The sequence below is a fragment of the Anaerobiospirillum sp. NML120511 genome, assembly GCF_023050955.1.
In the GTDB taxonomy this organism is placed as follows: domain Bacteria; phylum Pseudomonadota; class Gammaproteobacteria; order Enterobacterales; family Succinivibrionaceae; genus Anaerobiospirillum.
In genome coordinates this window covers 1-26888 of the sequence record NZ_JALKIK010000036.1, presented here as the reverse complement: position 1 = coordinate 26888, position 26888 = coordinate 1, and the positions used below count along the sequence as shown (strand labels likewise).

Here is a 26888-nt window from a genome sequence, read left to right as displayed (position 1 = left end):
ACACACGCTTGTTACCCATGACTCACACTCCATACGAGCCAGAGGATTGCAATACTGCAGAGTGCAGCACAGGCCATGATCCATTGTTTGCATAAACAATTTTTGACATACTTGCAAATTATGATACAGGCACAAGCGCTCTATAAGTTAGGCTCAGAATGCACCGAAACCGCCCGCTATTGACGGCAGAGTCAATACAAACTATCCTGAGGAATAAAAGAAACTTACAGGCGCTAAAAAAGCATATAATTGACATTTATTGCCTTTAAGAATAAAAAATTTTTCAAAGGAACTGTTAGTTGGCATATAATATGCTTTTTTTTTTTTTTTTCGCGAAATTGGCGGTGCCAGCGTCCTTGAACACGCCCATGCATTCGATATATAAGCCATTTCTGGCCACTTTCGAGTGCCTGTGTTAATGTTCTGTCCATTTCTTTCCGTCCTGGATACCTGGGCCAAACAGGCATTACATAACGGCTGAAATATCAGCTTTAATCTTTCATTGTAAGCCTTTTGATGCCCTTATATGTAGTTGTTACGATGTCGCCATGACATCGCTGTGCTGCCACATTATCCTTATGATTTGCAGTATAGTCACCGCGAGTCTTACCGACTCAGTACCGCTTCCCCACCTGTTCAGTTCCAGCCTTAAGTCATGCATTATTTCGAGCAAAAGTACCATTAACTTGTGACACTTGCTTCGAACCTCACCGCATGACCGGTCTTCCAAAATCTCTGCCGTTTTCTTTCGGCACGAGCATTCAATCCGTCAACAGCCAACAGGAATGGTAACCCGAACCATGTCTGCTTTGCAGTATGTGGGCTACCTGCACCTCAGTATTTCATGCTCTCTGAGCGTGACCAAACAGGCTGACAAGACCGTCCCTCAAAGGCATATCACCTCACCTCTCAAAGCCACTCCATCAACTCAAAAAGGACTTTTCTACGTCCCGTATTGTGTCCGGAATATGGCCCAACAGAGCGCTGCAGGATGCTCGCTGAACCGAAAAGCCACTGGCAGCTTATGCCAGCTCTCATATCACTAAAAAAGCATTGCGGTACAAAGGTGAGTATACAGCTTACAACTGGTCATACGCTGACAGTACACCAGCCATGACCAGCTTATCCAGAAGAGCTCTTAGGCATTTATGGCCATGAGAACAGCAAACAGCCAGCAATTCCTTGTCATCACAGGCAAGGAATCAGCTGGCACCGAGCCGCCGTGAAGTGAAGCGGCTCCTTCCTGATAAGGGCGGGCCTTAAGGCACTCCGGCTCATCAGGAAGCGCGAGACAGAACACACTTCAAATTTCATTACAAAACAGATGAAACTTTCTAACAACGCCATCAAGTTTCTGATGGCTCAATATCGTGCAATCTACAAGAACGCCTACTTTAAGGGCATCGCCTCTGCTGTAGTCCTGACCGCCGGTCTGGCTGCTGGTCAGGCTCAGGCTGCTCCTACAGAGCTGAAAAGTAATTTTACCTCACTTGAGGATGCCTCAGGTGACCTTTATATCAAGTCAACCATTTCCGGTAACGGAACTCTCAAGCCTTGGAATGCCAAGCTTTCTTCATCTGGAAGCAACAGTGGCGCTTTCCAGGCATCAGGCGGTGCATTGAGCTTCACTGGTGATGGCTCGCTGGTATTAGATGCCAACAAAACTACTGCATTCTCCTTTTCCGCATCTGGCTCAGGTTCTATCAGCGCCTCTATTGGTCTTATTGACATATCTAAGGGTGCTCTCAAGATTATTGGTGATGGAAAGAGTGGTACTGCAACAGTATCAGCTAAAACCATCAATATTAAGAGCGAGGTATCAGGCGGCGCATCTGTCACAATTGGTGATGCCACCAAGTCCGGTGCCGCTTCATTAGGTTCTAACAACTCAACAATTAACCTTGGCCCATCAGGTTCCATAACTCTTAATGGCTCAGGTGCAGCTACTGCAAAGGTTATTGGTAACCTCGTTGCAACTGGAGGCGCTATTAAAGTTAGCGGATCAGGCGGCACCATCGGAACATGGGGTAAGGATGCAACTGTTGACATTACCATAGCCTCTGGCGCCGGCATGAATGCAGTATTAGAGCTGAAGGATGACGAGGCTACTGCCGACGTTGATGAGGGCACTTTAGGTATCGCTTCTGGTACCATTACAGTTACTGGCGCACAATCAGACGCAGCAAAATTATCCATTAAAGGCAATCTTTCTTTAGGCGAAGGTGTATCCATCACCAGCAAGAGCTCAGGTAGCGGCTCTATAGTCGTAGGCTCAGGTGCTAATGGCACTCTGTCTCTTTATAAGAAGACTCTTGATGGCTACCTTGGAGAGAAGGGTCAGCTGGATCTGAAAGGATCAGGATCTCTGGTTTTTGTTACAGCCGACAGTACTGCTGTAGACCTTGGCGGCACTGAGATTGTTAATGCAGCTGCAGACGGCAAGCTCTCTGCTGCATCTGGCGCTAAGATTAAGTCTGAAAATGTTCTTGTATCCGCTCCACTTTCCGGTAATGGTTCAGGCAATGTAGTTATCGTTGCCAATAAGACCCTGACACTCGGCAGTTCCTCATTTGACAATGCTGGCGGCAAGCTTGGCTTCAGTAGCGCAGAGGCTCCTAATGTTGAGTTCGTAAACAAAACTGGCGAAAGCGTTTATACCCTGCAGGACAAGCTGACTTTAACCAGCGTTTCTGCTGACGGTACTACTGCTCAGGACGGTTCTATCACTGGTGCTGTCAATGTGTCCGGTTCTATCACCGTTAAGGGCGGTAACATTACCAATTCAGGTGATATCACTGTCAGTGGCGGCTCCATTACTGTAGATGGTTCAGGCAGCGCTGACTCTGTCCTTAAGGCCAGCGGCAACCTGACTCTTGCCGATGCAGCAGGCACCAAGCTGGTAGCTTCAGGAGCAAAAGCAACCTTAGACCTGACCGGTGCAACTGTTGCTAAAGCAACTGGTACATCTAAGCTTCCAGTTATTGAGGCCAATGCCGGTATCGTAAAGATTAAGGCTTCCGATGCCCAGGCTATGCTTGATACTGTTACAGCAAGTGCCAGCGGCACCCAGTTCAAAGTAAGTGGCGGCGGTAGCCTGATTGTGTCAGGAGAGCTTTCTCTTGATAAGAGCAAGATCGGCGGCAGTGGTATGGATAAGGGTGGCATCCTTCTTACTAAGGGCACCCTGTCTGCTGATGGTCTGGCAGTAAGTGGTCTTGCCAGTGGTGCAGCTCTTGATATTGGCGCCAGCGGCAGTATCTCAGTAGGCACCTTAACTCTTGAGAACGAGAAAGATGGCGCTTATAACGACGTCTATGTCGGCTCCGGTAACTACACCGTACTCGAGGCTCTTGAAACCACTCAGGCAGTAGGTCTGCACCTTGCCAGCGGCTCCACCATGACCCTCGGTGGTACTAATCATATTGACGGCGGCTCAATCGCTTTCAACAAGATCAACCTGGCAAGCGGCTCTACATTCAACGTATCTGTAGGCCCATGGGGTTCTGTTGCTACCAGTGTAGCCCTTGCTGACGGCGCAAAATTTAAGATCGATACTAATGGCGCCTTCACTGCCAAAGACATGACTGTAGCTAACGGTGGCTTAACCGTTGGTACCGATGCCTCACTGAACCTGACAACCTATACTCAGACCTCTGGTGACATCACCGTAAACGGTGCAATGACTGTTGCTGGTAAAGAGGACATCACTCCAGGTTTAGATGGTGCTGACGACACAGTAAATGGTTACGGCCTGAAGATCGCTGGCAAGGTTGATGTTGCTGGTCCAAATGCATCATTCACAATCGGTTCAGAGGCACTCAAGGCTCTTGCTGATGAGCGCTTTGTTACCGATGCCAGCGGCACCATCTCCGTTGCTTATAAGACTGATGCCTCAGGCAATGCCTTTGACATTACCTCAGGTGATGCTGCTCAGTTCTCCATGACAAAGTTTGGTACTCTGAAACTGCAGTTTACCGAAGCAGACACCTTTACTCTGGATCAGCTCAAGGCCCTGCGTAAGGAGTTCACCAAGTCAGAAAAGGCTCTTGGTGATGGCTTCATCTCACTTGGCAATGCCAAGATCGATGGTGTATCCGTAACCGACGGCAAGATCACTGCTGAGACCCTTGGTCAGTTCAGTGACTTCACTGACTTCGTAATGGCCGACCTCGCTACTGCTACTGTTACCGGTGCCAATGCCAGCAACACCATTAATGGCAATGTAGGTAATATTGAGGCTCAGGCTGGTAATCAGAAAGTCAATGTAGGCGTAGCCACCCTCAATGACTGCAAGGGCAAGGGCTTTGCCTATGCTGAGGACACTGGCAAGCTGGTAACTATTGCTGTTAAGGCCGGTGGTACCCTGGGCCTGAACAATGGTGGCAATGCTGGTTCAGTAACTCTGAGCAACAGCTCCGCTGATATTGGCCGCGACACCATCCTTCTGGTTTCCGGTGGTAACACTGCAACCAATATTGCCAAGGTCGACGGCAAGGGCGATATGACCAAGCTTGAGGTTGGCTCAGGTGTTGTTAATGTTGCTGAGGGTGTTAAGGCCGGTACCGTTCTTACCCACGATAACACCGAGCTGAACATCACTGCCGGTGGTCTGAATCTTACTGCTGCAACTGGCGGCTCTGTATTTGGTGGCAATGTCAATGTAGCAGCAGGTGAGACTAACGTTTCCGGCACTGCTTTACTGATGGGCGCCTCCAACAGCTTTGCTGACAACGCTGATATTGGTACTCTCGAGCTGCAGAATGGCTCCTCTACCTTTGGCAAGAGTGTTACCTCCGACGACGTCAAGGTACAGTCTGGTGCCTCCCTGGTAGTAAAGGGTGCACTCTCCCTCAAGGGCGGTGATGCATTACTTGCTGTTGGTGCAGACGACATTGTTCAGGACGGCAAGGTAGTTGTCCCTGGCTCAACAGGTTACCTCCAGACAGCTGCTCTTAACCTAAGCGGTGGCACTCTGCTGGTAGACCCTGAGTACGGCCAGAACACCTCTGTAGCTGCTGTTGATTACTTCGGCACTGCAGTACGTGCTGCAGATGTTAAGGATGCAGGTACTGTAAATGGTACTGTTGTACTGGGCAAGAATGCTGCTCTGATGGCAGGTGCCGGTGCTACCGTAGAAAAGATGCAGAACTTTATCTCTGCATACCAGAATAATGGCTCACTTGTTAAGGGCGATACTGCAAATGCTCTGTACATCAATGGCAAGATGACCCTTGCCTCAGGTGGTCAGATCGTACTCGATGGCCAGAACAGCTCAGAGTACATCCAGAGTGAAATTGCCAAGGCAGAAAATGGCGCATACAGCAATGCATATGGTGCTGCATCTGGAACCGATGTAGCTGACCTGTACATGGGTAATGGCGCAATTCTGGCTGTAAGCGATCAGGCACTCAAGGACGGCGCTGCTGTTCACTTCGAGCTGGCCTCAGGTGATACCACTGCAAATATCTATGCTCCACGTGCTGCATCCAAGGATGTTAAGCAGGGCAAGATTGTTCTGGATGGTGACGGCTTCCTCAACACCCGTACTTTCAACCTCTTTACCGCCTCCACAACTGGTGCCAATCCAACTGCAGGTACCGTTATGGTTCTTGGTGAAGCTGGCAAGGACGACATCCGTGTTGAGACCCTTAATGGTCTGATGTACTTTGATCTGGCCGCCGGTTCTGCTGTAACTGAGCAGACCCTGCGTCTTGATCTGACAAAGACCAGTGGTGCTTACCAGGCTGCATCTGTTCCAATGAAGGAGTTCCTCGTTGGTTATGCAGCTCAGACCAGAAACTGGCAGCAGGCTTACAGCACCGATCCAGACACTGGTGCAGCTGTAGCTGAGCGTGTCGAGCTTCTGGGCAATGTTGTTGCAGATCAGAGTCTCTTTACTGTTGACCCTAAGACTGGTGCATTAACATTCAGTGCAACTGCTCCTCAGGAGTTCCAGTCTGAAAACCCAATCACTGGCTTTACCGCTGTTGATGGCGTTGTCTACAGCAAGGCTTCCAACGCTTTCCTTGAGAAGGTAGCACGCAACACTTCAGGTCTGGCCGCTGACCAGGCTGCCCGTATGGGTGTATTCGGTGGCGCTCCTCAGGCTGCCCTGACTGCAACCTCCACTACCTCTGATGCCGTTGCCGGTCTCTTTGGTATGGGTAACGCAGCTGCTGCCCTCACCTATGCTGACAATGGTCAGGGTACCGGTATGTGGGTAACTCCTGTATACCGTTCTGCCGATTCCGACGGCTTTGGTGCTGACGGTCTGGAGTATGGTGCTGACGTAAGCCTCTTTGGTGTTGCCCTCGGTGGTGACTACTCCTTAGGCAATGGTATGCGTGTTGGTGCCATGCTGAATATCGGCTCTGGTGATGCTGATGGTCAGGGTGCTGCCTCCGCTGTAACCAATGACTTCAACTACTTCGGCGGTGCTCTGTATGCCGGTTACTCCATGGATGCTCTGTCCATCGTAGCTGACCTCTCCTACACCACTGTTGACTCCGATGTTGAGGCTAATACTGAAGCTGGTCAGGTATCTTCATCATTTGATACCACCACCCTGTCTGCCGGCGTAACCGGTCAGTATGCCATGAACTTCGGCGGTGTTGATGTAGCCCCTCATGCCGGTCTGCGCTTTACCCGCATCGACATGGACGATTACGTCATTACCAGCGCTGAATTTGGTGATGTAGGCAACTTTGCTACTTCATCTGCCAATGTATTCTCCATCCCTGTAGGTGTAACCATCTCCAAGGAGTATGCAATGGACAACTGGAGCGTAAAGCCTGCCTTTGACCTGACCTTAACCGGCAACTTCTGCGATGACACTGCTGACGGCACCGTAACCTGGACCAACGTAACCAACTGGGACGTTGCCACCAAGAACGAGTTCGTTGACAGCTTCACCTATGGTGCTTCCATGGGCGTGGCCGCCAAGTCTGGCAACATGGGCTTAGGCTTTGGTCTGAACTACACCGGTTCCTCCAATGTTAAGGAGTTTGGTGCTAACGCTAACGTACGTTACGTATTCTAATAACAGTTTGTGATATTCATTGTCACCGTAGCCGGGGCAGCAGCCCCGGCGTCTGGTGGTGATGCCAAATCACAATTTCCTGGGAACCATTACTCAGGAAAGCTGTTATCAGAGCGTTGCACACAGACGAAAAACCAAAACAATTTATAAAGCATATAGCCTAGAACTGAGTTCAATGCCATGACAGATTTCCTGCATATGATAGGCAAGCTCATGTGTAAGGAATGAGTCCTAAGCATTAACAGAACACTGGTTAGATGCTTTACAAAATAATTTAGGCGGTTTCCGGATTTCCGAAAACCGCCTTTTACGTTGGGATAAATATACCTATGAACAGATTGGCAATTGGACTGCTGGATTTCCTCGAGATTATGATGACCTTATCGCGTAACCTCAGTGCCCGGGTGTTGCCGTAATGCGCACAAGCATGTTACCCAAGACTCACACTCCATTCGAGCCAGAGGCTTGCAATACTGCAGAGTGCAGCACAGGCCATGATCCATTGTTTGCACAAACAACTTTTGACATACTTGCAAATTATGATACAGGCACAAGCGCTCTATAAGTTAGGCTCAGAATGCACCGAAACCGCCCGCTATTGACGGCATGGTCAATACAAACTATCCTGAGGAATAAAAGAAACTTAAAGGCGCTGAAAAAGCATATAACTAACATTTATTGCCTTTAAGAATAAAAAATTTTTCAAAGGAACTGTTAGTTGGCATATAATATGCTTTTTTTTTTTTTTCGCGAAATTGGCGGTGCCAGCGTCCTTGAACACGCCCACGCATTCGATATATAAGCCATTTCTGGCCACTTTCGAGTGCCTGTGTTAATGTTCTGTCCCTTTCTTTCCGTCCTGGATACCTGGGCCAAACAGGCATTACATAACGGCTGAAATATCAGCTTTAACCTTACATTGTAAGCCTTTTGATGCCCTAATATGTAGTTGTTACGATGTCGCCATGACATCGCTGTGCTGCCACATTATCCTTATGATTTGCAGTACAGTCACCGCGGGTATTACCGACTCAGTACCGCTTCCCCACCTGTTCAGTTCCAGCCTTAAGTCATGCACTGATTCCAGCAAAAGTACCATTAACTTGTGACACTTGCTTCGAATCTAACCGCATGACCGGTCTGTCATAAAATCTGCCATTTTCCATGGCACGAGCATCCCTCAAATAGCAGCCACCTTGCAATGGTTACCCTTTATTACGTCTGCTGTTGCAGAACGTGAGGATATCCATACAGCAAACAGCATGCTCAATCACGCATGCCTGCGGCGGCTGCCATGACCGTATCTCATAAGGTTGTTCACCTCTCCTCTCAAAGCCATTCCATAGACTCAAAAAGGACTTGTATACGTCCCGTATTGTGTCCGGAATATAGCCCAACAGAGCGCTGCAGGATGATCGCTGAACCAAAAAGCCACTGGCAGCTTATGCCAGCGCTCATATCACTAAAAAAGCACTGCAGTACAAAGGTGAGTATACAGCTGACAACTGGTCATACGCTGACAGTACACCGGCCATGACCAGCTTATCCAGAAGAGCTCATCGGCATTTATGTCCATGAGAACAGCAAACAGCCAGCAATTCCTTGTCATCACAGGCAAAGAATAAGCTGGCACCGAGCCGCCCCTGAAGTGAAGCGGCTCCTTCCTGATGAGGCCGGGCCTTAAGATCCGCAAGCCTATCAGGAAGCACGAGACAGAACACACTTCAAATTTCATTACAAAACAGATGAAACTTTCTAACAACGCCATCAAGTTCCTGATGGCTCAATATCGTGCAATCTACAAAAACGCCTACTTTAAGGGCATTGCTTCTGCCGTTGTCCTGACCGCCGGTATGGCTGCTGGTGCTGCTCAGGCTGCACCTGGCGCAACTGAGCCTACTTTTGATCTGGTTACAAACGCCATAACTGATGCCCAAAAGTGGGCTGACCTGTCTGGCTACAAGAAAGCCGATAATTCCAAGCAAACTGCACTGTCTGGTGTTGACACTGCTACTAACACCAACGAGTTTTTCTTAAAGCTTACCAGTGGAGATCACTCGATCACAACAACTGCTAACTCAGGATCTACTGTAACTGCAGATAAGGGCACAATCATCGTTGAAGGTGAGAATGCTGCGCTGAAAGTTACTACTTCTGCAGCAAAGCCAGTAAGCCTGACTTTATTGGGGCTGGACGTAAAAAAAGGCTCAGTTAAAGTTACTGGCTCAGGAGGTAGTAATACTGCAATTTTAGGCGCAACTACAATTTTAATCGGCAATGGAGACTCTGAAACTGCTGACAGCAAGGTAGAAATTGGTAAAGCTGCTACTCTGGGTAAAACTATTACTGCTGGCGCTCTGTCATCAAACACCAGTCTTACCTTAAACTCTGACGGCTCCATCGTCACTGCTAAGCCAGCTTCAGGAGCAAATACTGTTGAATCAACAATCAATGCTGCTGTACTGACTATTAACGGCGGCAAGATTACTGCTACTGATGGTGATAAGCCAGAGACCGACAACTCCAAGATCACCATCAACCTGGTATCCGGCTCTATTGCAGGCGGCACTATCGATACTGCTTCCAAGGGTGAAGTTGACTTCAAGTTCAGCAATACTGCTGTAACCGGCGTTAAGAAAGAGCTGTCCATTACTGGTGGTACTCTTGATATCAAGAACAAGGTTCTTGTTGACGGCGGCGGTACTGTAGTTCTTGGTTCAGGTGCAACTGTTAAGGGTGGCGGTGACTTCACTATCTCCGGTACGGGCACCACCTTAAAGACCGATGCTGCTACTCTTACCAAAGCAGCAGCCGGTTCCAAGCTGACCATCAATGCCGGTACTCTTGACCTTGGCACTGCCGAGCTTGATATGACTGCAGGCGGTCTGGCTTTTGGTGGAACAGCATCTGCTGGCACCATCGGACTTGCAGGAAATGCCAATATTAAGGCCGGCTCCTACAAGGCAAATGCTGACCTTGCAGCCAGTGGTAACGTTACTGTAGATACTGCTACCTTTACCAAGGCTGATGGTGCAGCCCTTGAACTGACAAATACCAAGTTAAAGGCAAACAACGGTCTGACTGTTGATGCCAACCTGGTACTCAAGGGTGGTATGGATCTTGGCGCTGCCTCAGTTGACACTATCAATGCCTCTGAGGGTTTTGCCAAGCTCAAGGACACTGAAAAGACTGCCAAGCTGCTGGCTCACACAGGCACCATAAGCGCAGGTACCAACACTGATTCTAAGCTGGTCCTTGGTGAAAATGGTGCTCTTAATATCAAAAATGGCTCATGGACAGCTGATGTTGCCGTTGCTGTTGGCAGCGGAGCTAAAGCAGGCGCCCTTACAGTAGGCTCTGGCGTGGCTACCAAGTCTACTGCTGCTTCCCTTAAGTTTAATGCCGGCTCATCCCTGGATCTTACCAGTGGCACCGTAACTGTTGGTGCTGAGAATAACAGCCCATTATCAGCGACTCTGGACCTCTCTGCCTTAACAGCCGATAAGCTGACCCTGGATTCATCTCAGGAAAGCACTCTGAGTGCCAAGAAGGGCGGTACCATTGTTCTGAACACTGATCTTGTCAGCAAGCTCACTGCCTCTGCAAGCAAGGTCAAAACAGACATTTCAGGTGGTGCTTTAGACATCAATGGCGATCTTGAAATTGCTCAGAGCAAGTTAGTTACTTCTGCTGCAGTAGGATCTATTGCTTTCACCGCTGCAGGCTCCAAGCTGACTGCCGACAGCATCAAGATTACCGGCGCTGGCACTGCCGTTACAGCAGGAACTGGTTCTAACCTCGGCACCATTGAGACCGGCGTTCTGACTCTTGATGGCGCTGCAAATGCAGCCACCAAGCTGGGCTCTGGTAACTTCGTTGTTACTGAGGAACTTGCTGTTGGTACTGGCACCGGTATTAATTTAGAAGACGGTTCCGTATTAAAGCTTGGCGACCTTACTGTTGTTGATGGCGCCAATATAACCACCACAACTACCGGATCTGTAGGTGCTGCATTAACTCTTAACAAGGGCAAGTTAGACGTCCAGGCTGGCTCTTGGGGTGCAGGAGATATCACTCTTACAAGTGGCGGTATCACTGTTGGAAACGAAGTTACCACCCTTGGTGCTGACGGCAACCCTGTTGCTGCTTCCTTAACTGCCAAGAAATTTAAGCTTGTTGATGGCACTGCTAAGGTCAAGCAGACTGGCACTTTAACTGTCAGTGACTTTGACGCTGCCAAGGGCGTAACCGTAGATGGTACCCTTACCATTAATGGTACCAGCAATGTTGATCCTGCTGAGGGCAATATCAACGGCCTGAAGCTGGCTGCCAACTCCGTAACTGTCGGTGCTACTGGTACCCTGAACTTTGGTTCCAACATCTCCAACAGCTTCTATGACGCTGCTGGCACTGAGAAGGGTGTATTCAGCATCACCACAGGTAAGATGGACGCTATTGAGGCAATCTCTGTCAATGACGATGTTATTGCCTCTGGCTCTATCAATGCCACTGCTGCCGGTTCCAAGATCAACTTCAACTTCGATAAGGGCGTAGCCTTTAAGAAGGAAGGTATTGAGTCATTAAAGTCCGAGATTTTCAGCGGTGCTTTTGCCGGTGTTCTTAACCTTGGTCTGGGCTCTGTCTCAGGTCTGACTGTTACCCCACCAGCAGCAGAGGGTCAGCCATGTACCGTAGAGTGGAAGGGCAATGCCGCAGGCTTCAAGGATGTTCTGCCAAACATCACCAATGAAGAGTACATGCAGGCTCAGCTGACCAAGGTTGACTCATCAGAGACCATTACCGGTCACTGGGGCTCAGTCAAGTCCGAGGATGCCATGGCCGGTGCTCAGCTTAGCGTTAACTACAATACCTCTCTGAACAACGCTGTTACTGTAAATGGCGAGAAGGTATTTGCTGTTAACGGCGCTGGTGAAGTTCTCGGTCTTAAGGCTGACAAGAACACTAACCTGGAGCTGAACAATGGCGGTAAGGCCGGCAAGATCACCCTGGGTGAGAATGCCAAGCTGACTGTTAACTCTGATGCCGGTGCCACTGTGCTCGACAAAGTTGATGGCAGCTCTGCCTCTCTGGTAATCAATGGTTCTACCACCGTGGCCAAGGGCGTTAATGTTGACACCCTGGACCTGAGCAAGGACCTTACTGTTACCTCTGGTGACACCACTGTTAAGTTCCTGACCTCTGATGCCGCCAACGCTGCCACTGCCTCCTTAACTGCCAGGAAGCTGGTTGTGAACGGCGATGGTGCAGGCGTTAAGAAGATCGACTTTGCCGGCCGCATCAATGCTGAGGATGCTTCATTTAATGATGTTGCCGTTCTGAGCGGTGACCTTAACCTGACTAAGGCTGCTTTCAGCGATGCTGTAACTCTCTCAGGTAAGAATAACAAGATTGGTGATGCCACCTTAGCCAAGGATGGTCATATTGCTGCAGGTACCACTGCTGCCACCTCTCTGACCCTTGGTGCTGCTGACAGCGAGCTGCTGGTAGGCTCTGATGTCTCCAAAGAGCTGCCAAATGGTGCCGGTGCCACCTTACTGGTTGATACTCTCAACCTGGGCGGCGGCATTATGATTGTTGACCCAGCCTATGGTCAGAAGGCCTCCCTGGTTGCTGTCAAGCAGTTCAAGGATCTCAATCAGGCTGATGAGAAGGTACGTGCCGGCAAGCTTAACGGTGATCTGGCAGTACTGCAAAACTCCATCGTTGCTCTCGGTGTTGATACAGCCAATGCACAGAGCCAGGTTCAGTACGACTTTGCCTCTTTACTCGATGAAAACGGCTCCCTGTCTGCTGACAAGACTGGCGCTATTGCTTACATCAACAAGTCTCTGACCATGGACTCCGGCGACCATCTTACTGTTGACGCCAAGATTGGCCATGAGAACTTTGCCAAGCTGTCTGCAGGAACTGATGCAGACGCAACAGCTTACCAGGCCAAGACTGGCAACAATGTCTATATTGGTGCCAACTCAGCTCTGGCTGTAAGCCGCACTGCATCTGTAAACGATGATGGCCGTTATGCCGTAGAGTTTAACGACGATAAGGCCACCATCTACGCCGAGGACGGTGCCAAGATTCTGCTGACCGGCGCTGGCTGGAGTGTTTACAACTCAGTCAACCTGTTCAAGGACAATGGCCAGGCTGATCCACAGGGTGCAGTAACCGGCACTGATGTTGATCTGACTGTGGGTAAGGGCGAAGGCGGTGTTGACGGCAAGCTGGTTGTTGAGACCGTAAATGGTCTGCTGCAGTCCGTTCTTAAGACCGGCACTGTTGGCTCTGTTGATCTTGAGATCAACAAGGAAGCTGTCAAGACCATGTTCTCTGATGCCTCTGAGCCAGTACGTCAGACCCTCTTCACCTATGCTGCTAAGAACCACAACTGGGACAGCACTGATGTTGATGCCCCAATTGATGCTCTGCACAATGGCATTGCCAGTGAGTACAAGTATGTTGGTGGCAAGATCCTTAATGCTGCTGATGACACCGAAGTTACCAAGAAGGACGTTCTGGATCAGCTCTTCTATGTAGATATGGGTCAGGACACTACTGAGACTGTCTACTACAAGGCTGGCAACGCTCTGCTTGACTACGTAGCCATCAACAGCCACTCCGGCCGTGAAGTTGAAAATGCTGCACGTCTGGGTGCTTTCGGTGGTGCCTCTCAGGCAGCCCTGACTGCAACCTCCACCACCTCTGACGCCGTATCCGGTCGCTTTGGTATGGGCAATGCTGCCGCATCCCTTACTTATGCTGACAATGGTCAGGGCACTGGCATGTGGGTAACCCCTGTTTACCGCTCTGCCGACTCTGACGGCTTCGGTGCAGAGGGTGTTGATTACGGCTCAGATGTAAGCATCTTTGGCGTTGCTCTTGGTGGTGACTACTCATTAGGTAACGGTCTGCGCGCCGGTGCCATGATCAACATTGGCTCTGGTGATGCTGATGGTCAGGGTGCAGCATCTGCTGTAACCAATGAGTTCAACTACTTCGGTGGTGCTCTGTATGCCGGCTACAGCATGGACGCTCTGTCTATTGTTGCTGACCTCTCATACACCACTGTTGACTCTGACGTAGAGGCTGGTGGCAGTTCCGGTAAGCTGAGCTCCTCATTTGACACTACCACAATGTCACTTGGTGTAACCGGTCAGTACGCCATGGACCTCGGTGGTGTTGAGGTTACCCCACACGCCGGTCTGCGTTTCACCCGTATTGACATGGATGACTACACCGTAGATCTTGACTCAACTGAAGTAGCATCTTTTGCCACATCAGCTGCCAATGTCTTCTCTATCCCTGTCGGTGTATCCATCGCCAAGGAATACGTCATGGACACCTGGACAGTTAAGCCAGCATTCGACCTTACCTTAACCGGTAACTTTGGTGACGACACTGCTGATGGTACTGTTCACTGGACTGGCGTAGAAAACCTGGCAACCGACGTTAAGACTGAGTTTATGGACAGCTTCACCTATGGCACTGCCATCGGCGTAGCAGCCAAGTCTGGCAACCTCGGCCTGGGTGTTGGCCTGAACTACACAGGTTCTTCCAACGTCAAGGAGTTCGGTGCTAACGCAACTGTACGCTACGTATTCTAATAACAGTTTGTGATATTCATTGTCACCGTAGCCGGGGCAGCAGCCCCGGCGTCTGGTGGTGATGCCAAATCACAATTTCCTGGGAACCATTACTCAGGAAAGCTGTTATCAGATCGTTGCACACAGACGAAAAACCAAAACAATTTATAAAGCATATAGCCTGGAACTGAGTTCAATGCCACGACAGATTTCCTGCATATGATAGGCAAGCTCATGTGTAAGGAATGAGTCCCAAGCAAGAACATAATACCGGTTAGATGCTTTACAAAATATTTTAGGCGGTTTTTGGATTTCCAAAACCGCCTTTTACGTTGGGATAAATATACCTATGAACAGATTTGCAAATGAGCTGCAGGATTTTTTCGAAATTATGATGGCTGTATCGTATAACTTCATTTTGACGCAGCTTAATAAGCAGCTGACATGAACCTGTGACCAGACATATGTTATAGCCCCTTGATCAATACCATTGAGCTTATATGCAAGCGACACCTGTTGTGCCTGAGTGCTTTCTAATGTATCTCATCTTGAAGCCACAGAAACTAAGTGCAGGGTTCATACTCATGGAGCAAATCTTTGAGCCTCACAGGGACTGCTACCGAGACAAGACACCTGATCAAGATCTGTCAGCCATGTAGTCTTGCCATGATGAAAAAGTAATCTACTGAACTGTCCCCTGTACCCATCTGCAGCTCCACTGAAGTCAGTTACCGTGCCTGTCACGACTTATACTGCTCCTCCCAAGCAGAATCTAAAGAAACACCCCCTGACCGGTCCGGGACATGACTGGCCTGACCGGTCCGGGACAGAGCTGGCCGACCTGGCCGTGCCGGACGGGACCGGGCCGGGCCTGATCTGTTCTTCTGTCTGGGGCGATATAGCTACAGGGCCGCGCATCTTGCGATGTGCGGCCCTGTGCATGTCAGTCGCCTCAGGAGGGGCCTGAGGTGGCTGGCAGGTTGAGTAGCAGACTTTTTTGATTGTTGCCTTTAATCAGAGATTAGAGGAAGTCAGCCATGTTCTTCTTGGTGATTACGGAAACGCCGGTGTCAACGTACTTCTCACCGAGATCCTTGCCCTGCATGGCGTCAACGGCAGCCTTAACACCCTCATAGCCCATGACCTCAGGGTTCTGAGCCATAACGGCGCTTAACTGACCGCCTCTTACCAGGGAGAGAATCATGTTGGACTTGTCAAAGCCTACAGCGTAAACGCCCTCACCGAACTCCTTAACGGCATTACCGGCGCCTACAGATGAACCCTCGTTGGTGCCGAATATGCCTACGCAGCCCTGGTTGAAGTAGTTGGCAGCGATGTCCTTAGCCTTGGCGGTGTCACCGTCAGAGTACTGGGTTGGCAGCACCTCAAAGTCAGTGCCCTTGAAGGCCTCACGGAAGCCCAGCTCACGGTTAACAGTAGAGTTGGTAGCAGCATTAACACCTACGATACCGATACGGCCCTTTTCAATGCCATTGGCCTTTAAGGTCTCAATGAGCTTCTCGCCGGCGGTCTTGCCGGCAGCCTTGTTGTCGGTAGCAAAGGTCTTTAAGCCAGGGAAGTCAGCTGGGGAGTCAACATAGATGATCTTTACGCCCTGAGCGTCAGCTTCCTTTAAGGCAGCGGTAACAGCTGTAGGACCATTGGCGGCGAGAAGAATTACGTCAGCGCCTGCGGCAACGGCATTGTTAACAACCTCGATCTGCTTGGCGTCGTCCTTGAGATCTGGAGCATTCCACTGCAGCTTTACATTGCCCAGTTCTTCGGCTGCCTTGGCGGCACCGGCGTTAACACGAACCCAGTGCTGATCGTTCTGGTCCATGGTGATTAAGAATACGTTGTAATCTTCGGCCATGGCCATGGAAGAGGAGGTTAAGGCAGCTGCTGCAAAGAGACCGCATACGAGACGAGAAAGTTTCATAGTAAAAGCTCCTGAATATATCTAAGAGTTTGCTCAGAGCGTAACCGCACCTCGTGGCACGCTCAGGCCATTTATATGATCCTCCTGCGCCACGTTCAGGATACTCCTGACTGTTCTGCAGACCAGGCGCTCACAGCTGCGGGTGCAAATAATTCCGCAGCCGCGCCCGGCAGGCGCAAGGATCAGATAAATTCTTTTTCACAGGTAAGCAAAGGGACACTGTCAGCACCACCATACCGGGGCACCATATGCCTGCCGGCCATGCCGGGGCATCATATGCCTGATGGTAATGCCGGGGCACTATATGCCTGATGGTCATGCCGGGGCACCATATGCCTGATGGCCATGCCGGGCCACCATATGCCTGATGGTCATACCGGGGCATCATATGCCTGATGATCATGCCGGGACACCATATGTCTGATGGTCATGCCGGTACTCCGGGCACGCAGTGCATGCCAGTCATGGCTGGCCATGGCTGGCATGCAGGCTGGCCTGTCTGCCATATGGGGGCGTGGTCACGCCCTCAGCAGCAGGCTGGACATGTCGCTCATGGATTCAGTGCAGGCATGTACTCAGGAATGTGCTCATGCCTGTCTGTATTCATTCAGACATTCACTCATGCTTGTGCTGATGCTTTCATTATAGTATTTCAGGCCAGTACACACGAAGGGACGACTGGCGTCCTCGCGCTCTGACCTCCCTGACGTTGCAGGTTGCGCAGCAAACTGCGGGGCTGAATGTGGAGAGGCTGAGCCATGCACAGATATGGCTGCAGCAAGTTGCGTCCGGTCATACACTGCACAGTGGGAAGCTGTGCATAATTGCCTGGCCTTGTTATCGGAGCTGACCTGCATATTATGGCACCTTACGTCACGGCGATCTGCACAGCACAACATCGCGGTGCAAGGTGAGCTGCAGGTAGCCGCTACGGTGCATTGTGAGCGACTGGTCACTAAGCACGTCACTGCCTGGGATGCAGGTGACTGAATGCCCTTGTACCTGAATGTCAGGGTGCCTGTTCCTGGTGCATGCTGCGCATGTATGGGAAGTACATGGCGGCACTGGTACTGACATGGACAAGGAGACTGTCATGGGCCATGATCTGGCATGAGCCAGGATCTGGCAATTTTTCGGTCTGGCTGACCTGGTGACCTGTTGGACTGGTGTCCTGCTGTCGCGCATGCCAGTTGCGGGCTGCGTGACGGCATTTTGCGGCCCTGCAGCACCGCACTGGATGTGAGGCAGGCTGCAGGGCCCCTGTGTTTACCTTTTTAGGTGCCTGCCGACAGAGGCAGGCTCTTTCACTTTGTGCCCTTAGGGGCACGGTAATTATTTAACAGGATGGAGGAACTTGAAGTTCCTGGTAAAGTTCTTGATGCTGCCGGAACGAAGCATTACATCAAGCAATACTGATACTACCACAATAATGCCGATTACGATATTACGGATAGCCAGTGGAGCACCGGCAAACTGCAGGCCGTTCTGGAGCACACCCCAGATACCAGCACCGATTACGGTACCCAGCAGCAGACCCTGACCACCAAAGGTGGAGACACCGCCGATTACGGATGCAGCAACGGCATAGAGCTCATACATATTGCCTGAGTCCATGGTGCCCATACCGGCAGTAGCACAGGTAATCAGACCTACGACACCGGCACAGAAGCTGGAGATAAGGTAGGCAGTGGTAATGGTACGTGGAACGGATACACCTGACAGACGGGCAGCTTCCATATTGGAACCTACGGCATAAATGTGACGACCGGTACGGGTTCTGGAGAGCAGGAAGGCAAAGACACACCATAAGATCAGGGCAATCCAGATAGTGTTGTAGATACCCATGGTCTTGCCATAGTAGAAGAAATTACGGAAGACTTCGGCACCATCGCCAATGGAATCGGTATTGAAGTTGTTATTGACGATCTGGGCAATACCACGGGCTATGGTCATGGTTCCCAGCGTGGCAATAAAGGCTGCCACCTTGCATTTGGATACCAGGATACCGTTGACCAGACCTACAGCCATACAGCAGGCCAGAGCAATAGCTGAGGCCATCCATGGGTCAAATCCCCTGGTCATAAGGGTGGCTGAAATCATACAGGACATGCCCACTACCGAGCCGATGGACAGGTCAATCTGACCTGTGATCAGCACATAGGACTGAGCAATACCGATAAGAAGGATTGGAGCAATCTGACGGAGCAGATTGGCAGCATTACGGCTGGTGGCAAAGTAAGGATTCAGATAGGAGAAGGCCAGACATAAAATGACAAGGCCCAGGCCTACGGTAACAACCTGACCCATGCCACGAATGGCAAAAATACGGGCAATGAAGCTCTGGTTTTCCATAATAGTATCCCTGAATAAGCAAACACGAGCAGAGTATATTCAATTGTCTGAGGCAGCAAACTGCCTCACAGCGCTTCTGAGGTAAGAACAGAGTACCTGATATCAGGGACATCGATGATATCCATGACATCAGGTACATCAGAGCAATGCATGCTGCCATGCTGCCATACAGCTCATGGACTCCATTACTTCCATCGCCTGCATGACACCCCGGCCCTTTGCATGTGCAGACAGCTGCAGCATACACAAAAGCCTGCAAGACTGCTGTATGCCAGCCTGGCTTGCTGGAAACAGGCTCGACTGAGCCGGCAACTGCCGGCTCTGAGCATGAGGCCCAGCTGCAGCCAGCCTACACCAGGCTGCCGGCTGCTGGATATGGTCTACAGGCCTGCTTGCCTGCAGGCCTTGCCTGCTGAGCCACATTGAGCCACGACAGCCGTCTGGCATGAACGGCCCTGATAGCTGACAGCCCCTGGGAAAGGGGCTTACCTTTTGATGTCTTCCCTGCAGCAGCCCAGCCCTGTGAGGCCATGTCTGCTGCACAACTGATGCTGCCGCTGCAGTGGCCGTTGCCACTGCTTACTGCAGCTACTGCTTACGGCAGCTGCTGCGACTGCGGCCATGGGCCGCTGTCGCAGGTCTGATTTGCGCTGAAATGTATTATTTGCAGGTGGCGGTTAATCATCTGGCATGCACCTGAGGCTCATGCCGCTTTACTGATGGATTTGCTGCGCTGCAGCCTATGATGCGTCTCTGGATTCCTGATCAGAGGCCAGCTTGTTTTCAAAGGTAGTAGCCAGCTTCATGATCTGCTCCTGAGTGGCCTCACGGGCCATCAGCTCACCTGTTACTCTGCCATCACACATCACGATAATGCGATCGGCAATACCCATAACCTCAGGCAGCTCCGATGAGACGAACATAACGGCTACACCCTGCTGCTTGAGCTGATTCATGATGTTGTAAATTTCGACCTTGGCAGCCACGTCAACACCACGGGTAGGCTCGTCGAAAATTACAACCTTAGAGTCACGTGCCAGCCACTTGCCGATAACCACTTTCTGCTGGTTACCACCTGACAGTGACGCGGCATCGTTTTCTACATTGGAAACCTTGATGGCCAGATCTCTTACTTCCTTGTCTACAGCTTCTTTCTCGGCCTTGCGGATAACAAGCCCCAGAGCTGATGACATCCAGTCGAGATTTGGCAGACCAATGTTTTCTCTAATTGGCAGCTTGGTGCACAGACCGTCACGCTTACGGTCCTCAGGAGCCAGCACAATACCGGCCTTAATGGCATCGGCCACATTATTAATCTTTACTTCCCGACCATTGACGATAATCTCACCGGACTCCTTAGGATCCACACCGAAAATGGCCCTGGTAGTCTCAGTACGACCTGCGCCCATCAGACCTGCTATACCAAGAATCTCGCCACGGCGTACCTTGAGGTTGACGTCACGTACCATACGTCCGGCATTGAGGTTCTTAACCTCAAAGAGCACTTCACCGGCCTCACACTCCACACGAGGGAAACGGTCAGTAATCTCACGGCCCACCATATGGGCAATGATCTGATCCATTTTGTTCTCGCCAAAATCCATGGAGGTGATGTAGTGACCATCACGCATGATGGAGACACGGTCTACTATGTGCTTGAGCTCTTCAAGACGGTGGGAGATATAGACAATGGATACGCCTTCGCTCTTGAGACGTCTGATCATATCGAACAGATCGGAAATTTCATTGGAAGTAAGAGCAGAGGTAGGCTCATCCATAATCAGAATGCGGGCATTGCAGGACAGGGCCTTGGCAATTTCCACAATCTGCTGTTTGGCAACAGAAAGGGTTGAGGTGATGGCAGTAGGAGGGAAATCTACATTGAGGTGGTCAAGAACTTCACGGGCAGCATTGTTCATTTCACTCTGACGCAGCCAGAAACCACCTGCTGATGCTTTCTCACGGCCAAGGAAAATGTTCTCAGCAACTGTAAGGTGCTGACACATGTTAAGTTCCTGATGGATGATGGCAATACCCTGTTCACGGGCCAGATCACCAGTCTGAGCCCTGATGCTCTTACCGAAGATCTCCATATCGCCGCTGTCACGGGTATAAATACCGCTTAATATCTTCATCAGAGTTGATTTGCCTGCGCCGTTTTCTCCGAGCAAAGCCAGAACTTCACCCTTGCGCAGCTCAAAATCAACATCAACCAGAGCAGGTACGCCATTGAATGACTTACAGATACGTGACAGCTTTACTACTGTCTCTTTCTGCCCTGCAGCAGTCTGTGGATTAGTGGCATTTTCCATAGCACAGCCCTCATTTATTGGCCAGGTTGATGCTGTACACAGCACCAAAGGTAATTGTATAAACAGCCGCCCCTGAAAAATGAGATTTACATCTCACTTAGAGAATTGACTATGCAAACGATTGCATGAAACCGCATCGAGATCACATTTTTCAAAAAATTTCCTGATCCTGGCACACCCCACCAAAACAGGCTTATATAAGCCATTTATAAAACAACCAAAAACACCCCTACCACCTTTTGCAAAGATTTTCACACCTCAACAACAGCAAGACCCCAACTTTTTATCCCCTAACAGCCCCAAAATACTGGTAACGTTGCTATCAGCATAAGTATCGTATTTGTCACCCAAAAGTCCGTACCCGGCCACACCCCACATCTCCCCACCAAACAACCCCGCCGCCCAACATCCCAACATTCCATCACCACGGCCTCTGCCACTGAACGGCAGCCCGAAAAACGGCCCGCAATACCACCATCTGTCAGGCTCTCTAAGCAAATTCAGCCACTGTTTAAGCCATAAGAGCTATGGACTGAGCCGTGATCAAGCCATTGCAAATGCCATTGCCAATCCCATGGCCCATGCTGCAGCACAGTTGCACATTTACGCAGACACTTCCCAGAGGGTGATGGTGCTGGATACGCTGCCGTTGCCCAGCTGATTAGAACGGATAAGGTTCGCAGCACTGCCTGAGAAAGAAGATGCATGTACCACAGCCACTGTTCAAAGGATGCAATCACAGTAGCTGCAGCCTCATCATGAAGATAAAGGTGCACGTGCAGGTGCCGCAGCTGGTCCTGAAACTGTGGCTGTAGCTTTGGCCTCTGGGGCAGATGACGATACGTGCTGTTTCAGGCAGCACGTATCAACCTCATCTGGCTGAGCAAGGGCACAGCTAAAGTTTTTGCAAAGGCAGCATTACAGGACAGCATCAGGTCAAAGGACCAGCCACAGGCAAAAGCCAGTGAAGCAGCATGATCATAAGGACAGGAATCTTTGCCATGAACGAAGCTCACAGAGGCCTGTGCAGACAGGGACCTATACATGGCTCCAGAGAGACTGGCTTGCTGCGGTGCGGTGATTGACTTGCCTGCTTTTGCAGCTGGGTACTCTGGTCATGCCCAGCACTGGCCTAAATGATAAAGGGAGTTTGGTTAGATGCCTTTGCTATTGCCGCTGCAGAGCCGCAGGCACTGCAGCGGCCTGGGGTCAAAAGGGACTACTTTGAGCATGGGTTAGCACGACTGAGACTGGTTGAGACGGTGGACATAGACGCTCAAACAGCTTGAGCAGCTCGAGTGGCTTACGCAACTCAGTGACTTCATGAGCTCAGATGGGGCAAGTCTTCCATGCTGCTCAAATACCGTGTTTATCGGGAAAACAAGCTCATTTCCACCACAAAGGTCAGACCTGGAGACTGCCATGAAAGTAAGAAAGCAGAAAGCATACATTCAGCTTGCTGACTTGCTTGCTGATGGTCTTGCAGGTCTGCAGCCAGATATGTATTCATACGGCAAGCTAATGGGTGAAATGGATGACAGTGGTGATGATTTATTGGTTAGATGACTGGCAGTCAGACTATTGCAGTGCTGGGACTGAGTATTTGCCTTTAAGGCAGAGCACGGCAACTGTACTGAGATAAGTGGTAATGGCCGTCTTTTGAGCCGATGGTTGGGCTGAAAATCGCCGCTTAGAGACCATGGGGCAGCTGCTGAAAATAGCTTTTCAATAAAAGCTGCGGCAGTGCATTGCATGGCTCAAGGGCAGCAGTATCAGAAGGTGCTTTTCGGGTGAAGATGGCCTTTGACCCGGAGGGCTCTTGTGGTGGGCAAGCAGTATTCATTGCACTAATGTGCCAGTGTGAAGTGTGGCTGACTATGCCAGTGTGGAGTGTGGCTGACTATGCCAGTGTGGAGTGTGGCTGACTATGCCAGTGTGGAGTGTGGCTGACTATGCCGCTGCTTTGCTGTGCTGATGTGGGGTTTAGTGAAGCTGAGCTGTTACCCTACTGTGCCAATGTGGGGTGTTACTAAGCTTTGCAATTGCACTTCTGTGCCAGTATGGGGTGAGGCTGAGATGTCTATTGCCCTACAGTACCTGTGTGTGGTGTGGCGGACCTGTGCAGTTGCACTACCTGTGTGTGGTATGGTGGACCTGTGCAGTTGCACTACCTTGCCTGTGTGGGGTGTGAGTTACTATGCCGCTGCTTTGCTGTGCGGATGTGGGGAATGACTGAATTGTTGCAGCGCCCAGCTTGCTGATGATCTTATGGCTCCGGGCATGGCCACATGGTCTTTGCTGTGGTGGTGTGGTCATCTGGGGCATTATGGCCCGAGATTAGGGCTGTAAATGTCTTAATACGTGACACCGGTGGCAAAATTGGCTCAATCCCCCTTTTTTAGTACTAGTTGCTGCAAAAGTGCTGTAAGCTGTATACATATTGCAGCAAATTGTCAGTAATTTGCCCTGCAATAATGAAAATGGCAGTGCAGGAATACCTGTTTAATCAACTTTGCAGCCACAACAAAGGTTTGCATTAATCTGGAGAGACACAGTATGCCAGAGTCTATTACCGACATAGCCAGAGCCCTGAAAGTAGCTCCATCAACTGTCTCCCGTGCCTTATCGGCTCCGGAAAAGGTCTCACCTAAAACAAGACAGAAGATTCTGGAGTACACAAGGAAAGTTGGCTATCACCCTAATATCTCAGCCCGCAATCTGCGCAAGCAGCAGTCCCGCACCATTGGTATTGTGGTCAATGATCTGTGCGACATTCTCATTGCACAGGCAGCCAATATCATGCAGGACACAGCCTACAAGCGTGGCTACTTTCCGGTACTGCTCTCCACAGATGAAAGCCCGGTCAAGGAGCGTGAGTCTTTTGAACGTCTGCTTGTGCTCAATGCCTGTGGTGTAGTCATTATTCCTTCATCGGCTACAGCCTCACTGCTGCCTGCCATCAACAATATCCCTGTAGTAGAGCTCGACCGCAGTACCTCTACCAACATCAATGATGAGTTCCGCATGGATGATACTGCCGCTATGCAGATGGCCACCAGTTACCTGCGTGACCAGGGCTGTCGTCATCTTGCCGTAGTATTTGGCAATATCGACCGTATCTCCTCATTTAAATCACGTCATCTGGCCCTGACCCAGTGTGCCTATGATGATATTGAGTACAGCTCCTTTTTCATCAAGGACGTCAATGCCGACGGCCTTATCAATGATGCCCGCCGTCTGACCAGCAGCCTTATTAACACCTGCACTGGAGTCATAAGATCAAAAGACAGCAGCTCAGCTGCCCAGAGCAATGGCAAAGGCACTTCAGCCTCAGCCTCAGCATCTGCCGATGCTGCTGCCCCGGCAGCAGGTGGCCGCAAAGGCTCAGGCAAGTCACGCAAATCAAAAACAACTGCCTCTCTTGCCGATGACTGCAGCGATATCCTGCTGCCAACCAGTGCCACTCCGGAAAGCTGCCGTGCCAGCCAGCCAATAGACGGATTTATTGCAGCCAACCACTCCATTGCTGCCGGTATACTGCAGGCCTGCTATGACCAGGGCATTGAAATCAATAAGGATCTTCGTATCTTTACCTTTGATAACCCGGCATGGCTGAGCATCCTGCCATATCAGGTAGCCAGCATTACCCATCCTCTGGTCAAGGCAGCCGAGCTGGCTATTAACCGCCTTATTGACCGTGTAGAGGGCAAATACACCGAAACAGCCGAAGCCCGCCTCCTGCGTCCTGCCCTCAACGCTACCAACCGCTAAAACCGCAGGCCAGCATGCCAGCAGCCACAGCAACCACAGTTCAAAACAGCAAAAATCACCAGTAATCTCAAGCCCTCGTATCTGCATCAGATACGAGGGCTTGCTGCTTCATGTGGCAGAGAGTTCAAACACATCCCTGCTGCCAAGGCAGCACCTGTCCGGCCTAATTCTTAGTGACAACTGCAATGTTGCCCGCAATGCAGCCTGCCTGATAAGTCCCTCCAAAGTCCCCACATTCATACAGCCAGCCACAGCAATAAGTCCCTTCCATGATTCATATTATTCTTCAGGACCAACCGTTTACTGGATGAAGTATGAGAAGTGTCTCTGGAGAAAGACGCAATACGGCTGAGAACAAGTGGAAAATTCATAACACTTTGTAAAGTATTTTCAAACCAGTAAATCTGTACAGACACGTTAGTGAATTTGTGATTTGCCGCTTTACTGTTTTGCAGGTTAAGCAAGAAGGCCTAAATGGCAGTCAGGTGAGGGTGAATGGTGCGGCTTAGGACATGGGCTTTTCTGCCACGGGCAGATGGAAACAGGCCTCTTATGAGGAATACGTTAATCCCACGGCCCTAAACGACAAAGATTTCCGCCTATGCTTATGAGCCCGGATAAGGCTGAGAAAGGGGCTTTTCAGGTGGCTTTGGGCAGGACTAAGGGCACGATATGATGTCGATACAGGCAGTTGCTCATTTGGCTGCCATTACAACATCTGGTTAGCAGCAATTAGACAGGGCACTTGAGAGTTTGTACTGTTGAGCTGGATGTGGGGAGTGGCTTTTGATTATTAATAAAACTTTTAGAAAGTATCTTTTGGCTGGATTTTCAGGTGCTTTTCAGCATAAGATTCCAGGCTTCAGGTTCAACAGTACAGCACGGCATTAAAGCTGACAGGCAACTGACTAAGGGCAAATTAATTTACCATGCTGCCGTGCATAAGTGCATAGACACCGGGTTACGGTAGTGCTCGTGTAGCCATTTAGGCTGTTGGGATGCAAGCTACCGATGTACTTCATATCAATGGGCAACGCCATAGAAGTACAGGTGCAGTAATCTGCAGATCCCCGCCAGGAGTGCATGCCATGTAAGCAGCCAGATCCTCAGGATCCATTACCCACATAGCCAATGATGCCATCTGAGCTACAGGTTCAGATTGCCATACAGAGGCTGTAAGTTGTGTGCATTAGCTGCTCAGGCTACTTCGTGTACGGATTGCTCTGCAGTGGTATGACTGGACATTGAGGGCTGGTACAGCCTGAGGCCTGGTAAGAGCATGCTGAGATGAGTGGCTGGTGAGTAATGATTGGCCTTGAACATCATGAATCAGCAGATGCCAGCAAGAAGGATCGGGACCACCTAAGTGAACGCCGTGTTGTATGCCGTGGTGACAGCTCCCAGGATTTACAATGTTTTGCAGAAAATTTCATTTCTTGCAGCAATCGTTGCATGGATGATGTTCAATTATCGCCAGATTAACTGCTCCTCCCTTGCAACAGGTACGCAGCCAATGTTCGCAATTGGGGTTGCATATTTTGCAACGAATTGCATTCCTTGCAGCAAATGTTGCATGAACCCCATTCAATAACCACCTGGTCAATGGTCACTTACCCTTATACATCCCTGCATCCAATGACTCACCCGTATGTTGCACTCTTTGCAGATAATTGCATTCATGGCAGCATCTATTGCATGGATAGGGGAAACACACGCCTTGATCCAGATCACATAAATCATGCTGACTCGGCAAAGCATAAATCAGACCTGTTAAAAATCTGTTCAAGTTTAAATGAGCTGCATTGTGCTAAAGGTTTAAGCTCATAACCCTGACACTTGGTCAAGAAATCTGATAAAGAGGCTACTGCATACAGTGG

Annotated in this window: 7 protein-coding genes; 4 read left to right on the top strand and 3 right to left on the bottom strand. The window is 50.2% G+C overall.

Annotated features, from left to right (window positions below; genetic code table 11):
- The first annotated feature begins 1324 nt into the window (after positions 1 to 1324).
- Both MXE39_RS09735 and MXE39_RS09730 read left to right on the top strand, forming a co-directional pair.
- The gene (locus MXE39_RS09735) at positions 1325 to 7039 is read left to right on the top strand and encodes an autotransporter domain-containing protein (RefSeq protein WP_246978479.1); all 5715 of its coding nucleotides are present in this window, start codon (positions 1325 to 1327) and stop codon (positions 7037 to 7039) included.
- A gap of 1745 nt (positions 7040 to 8784) precedes the next feature.
- Positions 8785 to 14658, top strand: coding sequence for an autotransporter domain-containing protein (locus MXE39_RS09730; RefSeq protein WP_246978477.1), 5874 nt, complete (start codon positions 8785 to 8787; stop codon positions 14656 to 14658).
- 1000 nt (positions 14659 to 15658) lie between these two features.
- On the opposite strand, the gene MXE39_RS09725 is transcribed toward MXE39_RS09730, so the two are convergent.
- From MXE39_RS09725 to MXE39_RS09715, 3 genes are all read right to left on the bottom strand, one after another.
- Complete coding sequence (locus tag MXE39_RS09725; protein WP_246978475.1) at positions 15659 to 16576, bottom strand: ABC transporter substrate-binding protein; 918 nt, start codon at positions 16574 to 16576, stop codon at positions 15659 to 15661.
- 1332 nt (positions 16577 to 17908) lie between these two features.
- Positions 17909 to 18928 carry an ABC transporter permease gene (locus tag MXE39_RS09720; RefSeq protein ID WP_246978474.1) on the bottom strand — a complete coding sequence of 340 codons (1020 nt, stop codon included), beginning with the start codon at positions 18926 to 18928 and terminating at the stop codon, positions 17909 to 17911.
- Between the two features lie 740 nt (positions 18929 to 19668).
- The gene (locus MXE39_RS09715; protein ID WP_246978472.1) at positions 19669 to 21240 is read right to left on the bottom strand and encodes a sugar ABC transporter ATP-binding protein; all 1572 of its coding nucleotides are present in this window, start codon (positions 21238 to 21240) and stop codon (positions 19669 to 19671) included.
- A 1422-nt stretch (positions 21241 to 22662) separates the two neighbouring features.
- Here MXE39_RS09715 and MXE39_RS09710 point away from each other — a divergent pair.
- Both MXE39_RS09710 and MXE39_RS09705 read left to right on the top strand, forming a co-directional pair.
- A complete protein-coding gene (locus MXE39_RS09710; RefSeq protein ID WP_246978470.1) occupies positions 22663 to 22806 on the top strand; it encodes a hypothetical protein in 144 nt (47 codons plus the stop codon).
- 990 nt (positions 22807 to 23796) lie between these two features.
- Entirely contained in the window at positions 23797 to 25011 is a 1215-nt protein-coding gene (locus tag MXE39_RS09705) for a LacI family DNA-binding transcriptional regulator (protein WP_246978468.1), read from the top strand.
- The last annotated feature ends 1877 nt before the right edge of the window (positions 25012 to 26888 follow it).

What these genes read in the sequence shown, in the direction of transcription:
- MXE39_RS09730 (WP_246978477.1), top strand. Translation starts at nt 8,785, where the DNA reads ATGAAACTTTCTAACAACGCCATCAAGTTCCTGATGGCTCAATATCGT.
- MXE39_RS09720 (WP_246978474.1), bottom strand. Translation starts at nt 18,928, where the DNA reads ATGGAAAACCAGAGCTTCATTGCCCGTATTTTTGCCATTCGTGGCATG.
- MXE39_RS09705 (WP_246978468.1), top strand. Translation starts at nt 23,797, where the DNA reads ATGCCAGAGTCTATTACCGACATAGCCAGAGCCCTGAAAGTAGCTCCA.
- MXE39_RS09715 (WP_246978472.1), bottom strand. Translation starts at nt 21,240, where the DNA reads ATGGAAAATGCCACTAATCCACAGACTGCTGCAGGGCAGAAAGAGACA.
- MXE39_RS09735 (WP_246978479.1), top strand. Translation starts at nt 1,325, where the DNA reads ATGAAACTTTCTAACAACGCCATCAAGTTTCTGATGGCTCAATATCGT.
- MXE39_RS09710 (WP_246978470.1), top strand. Translation starts at nt 22,663, where the DNA reads ATGAAAGTAAGAAAGCAGAAAGCATACATTCAGCTTGCTGACTTGCTT.
- MXE39_RS09725 (WP_246978475.1), bottom strand. Translation starts at nt 16,576, where the DNA reads ATGAAACTTTCTCGTCTCGTATGCGGTCTCTTTGCAGCAGCTGCCTTA.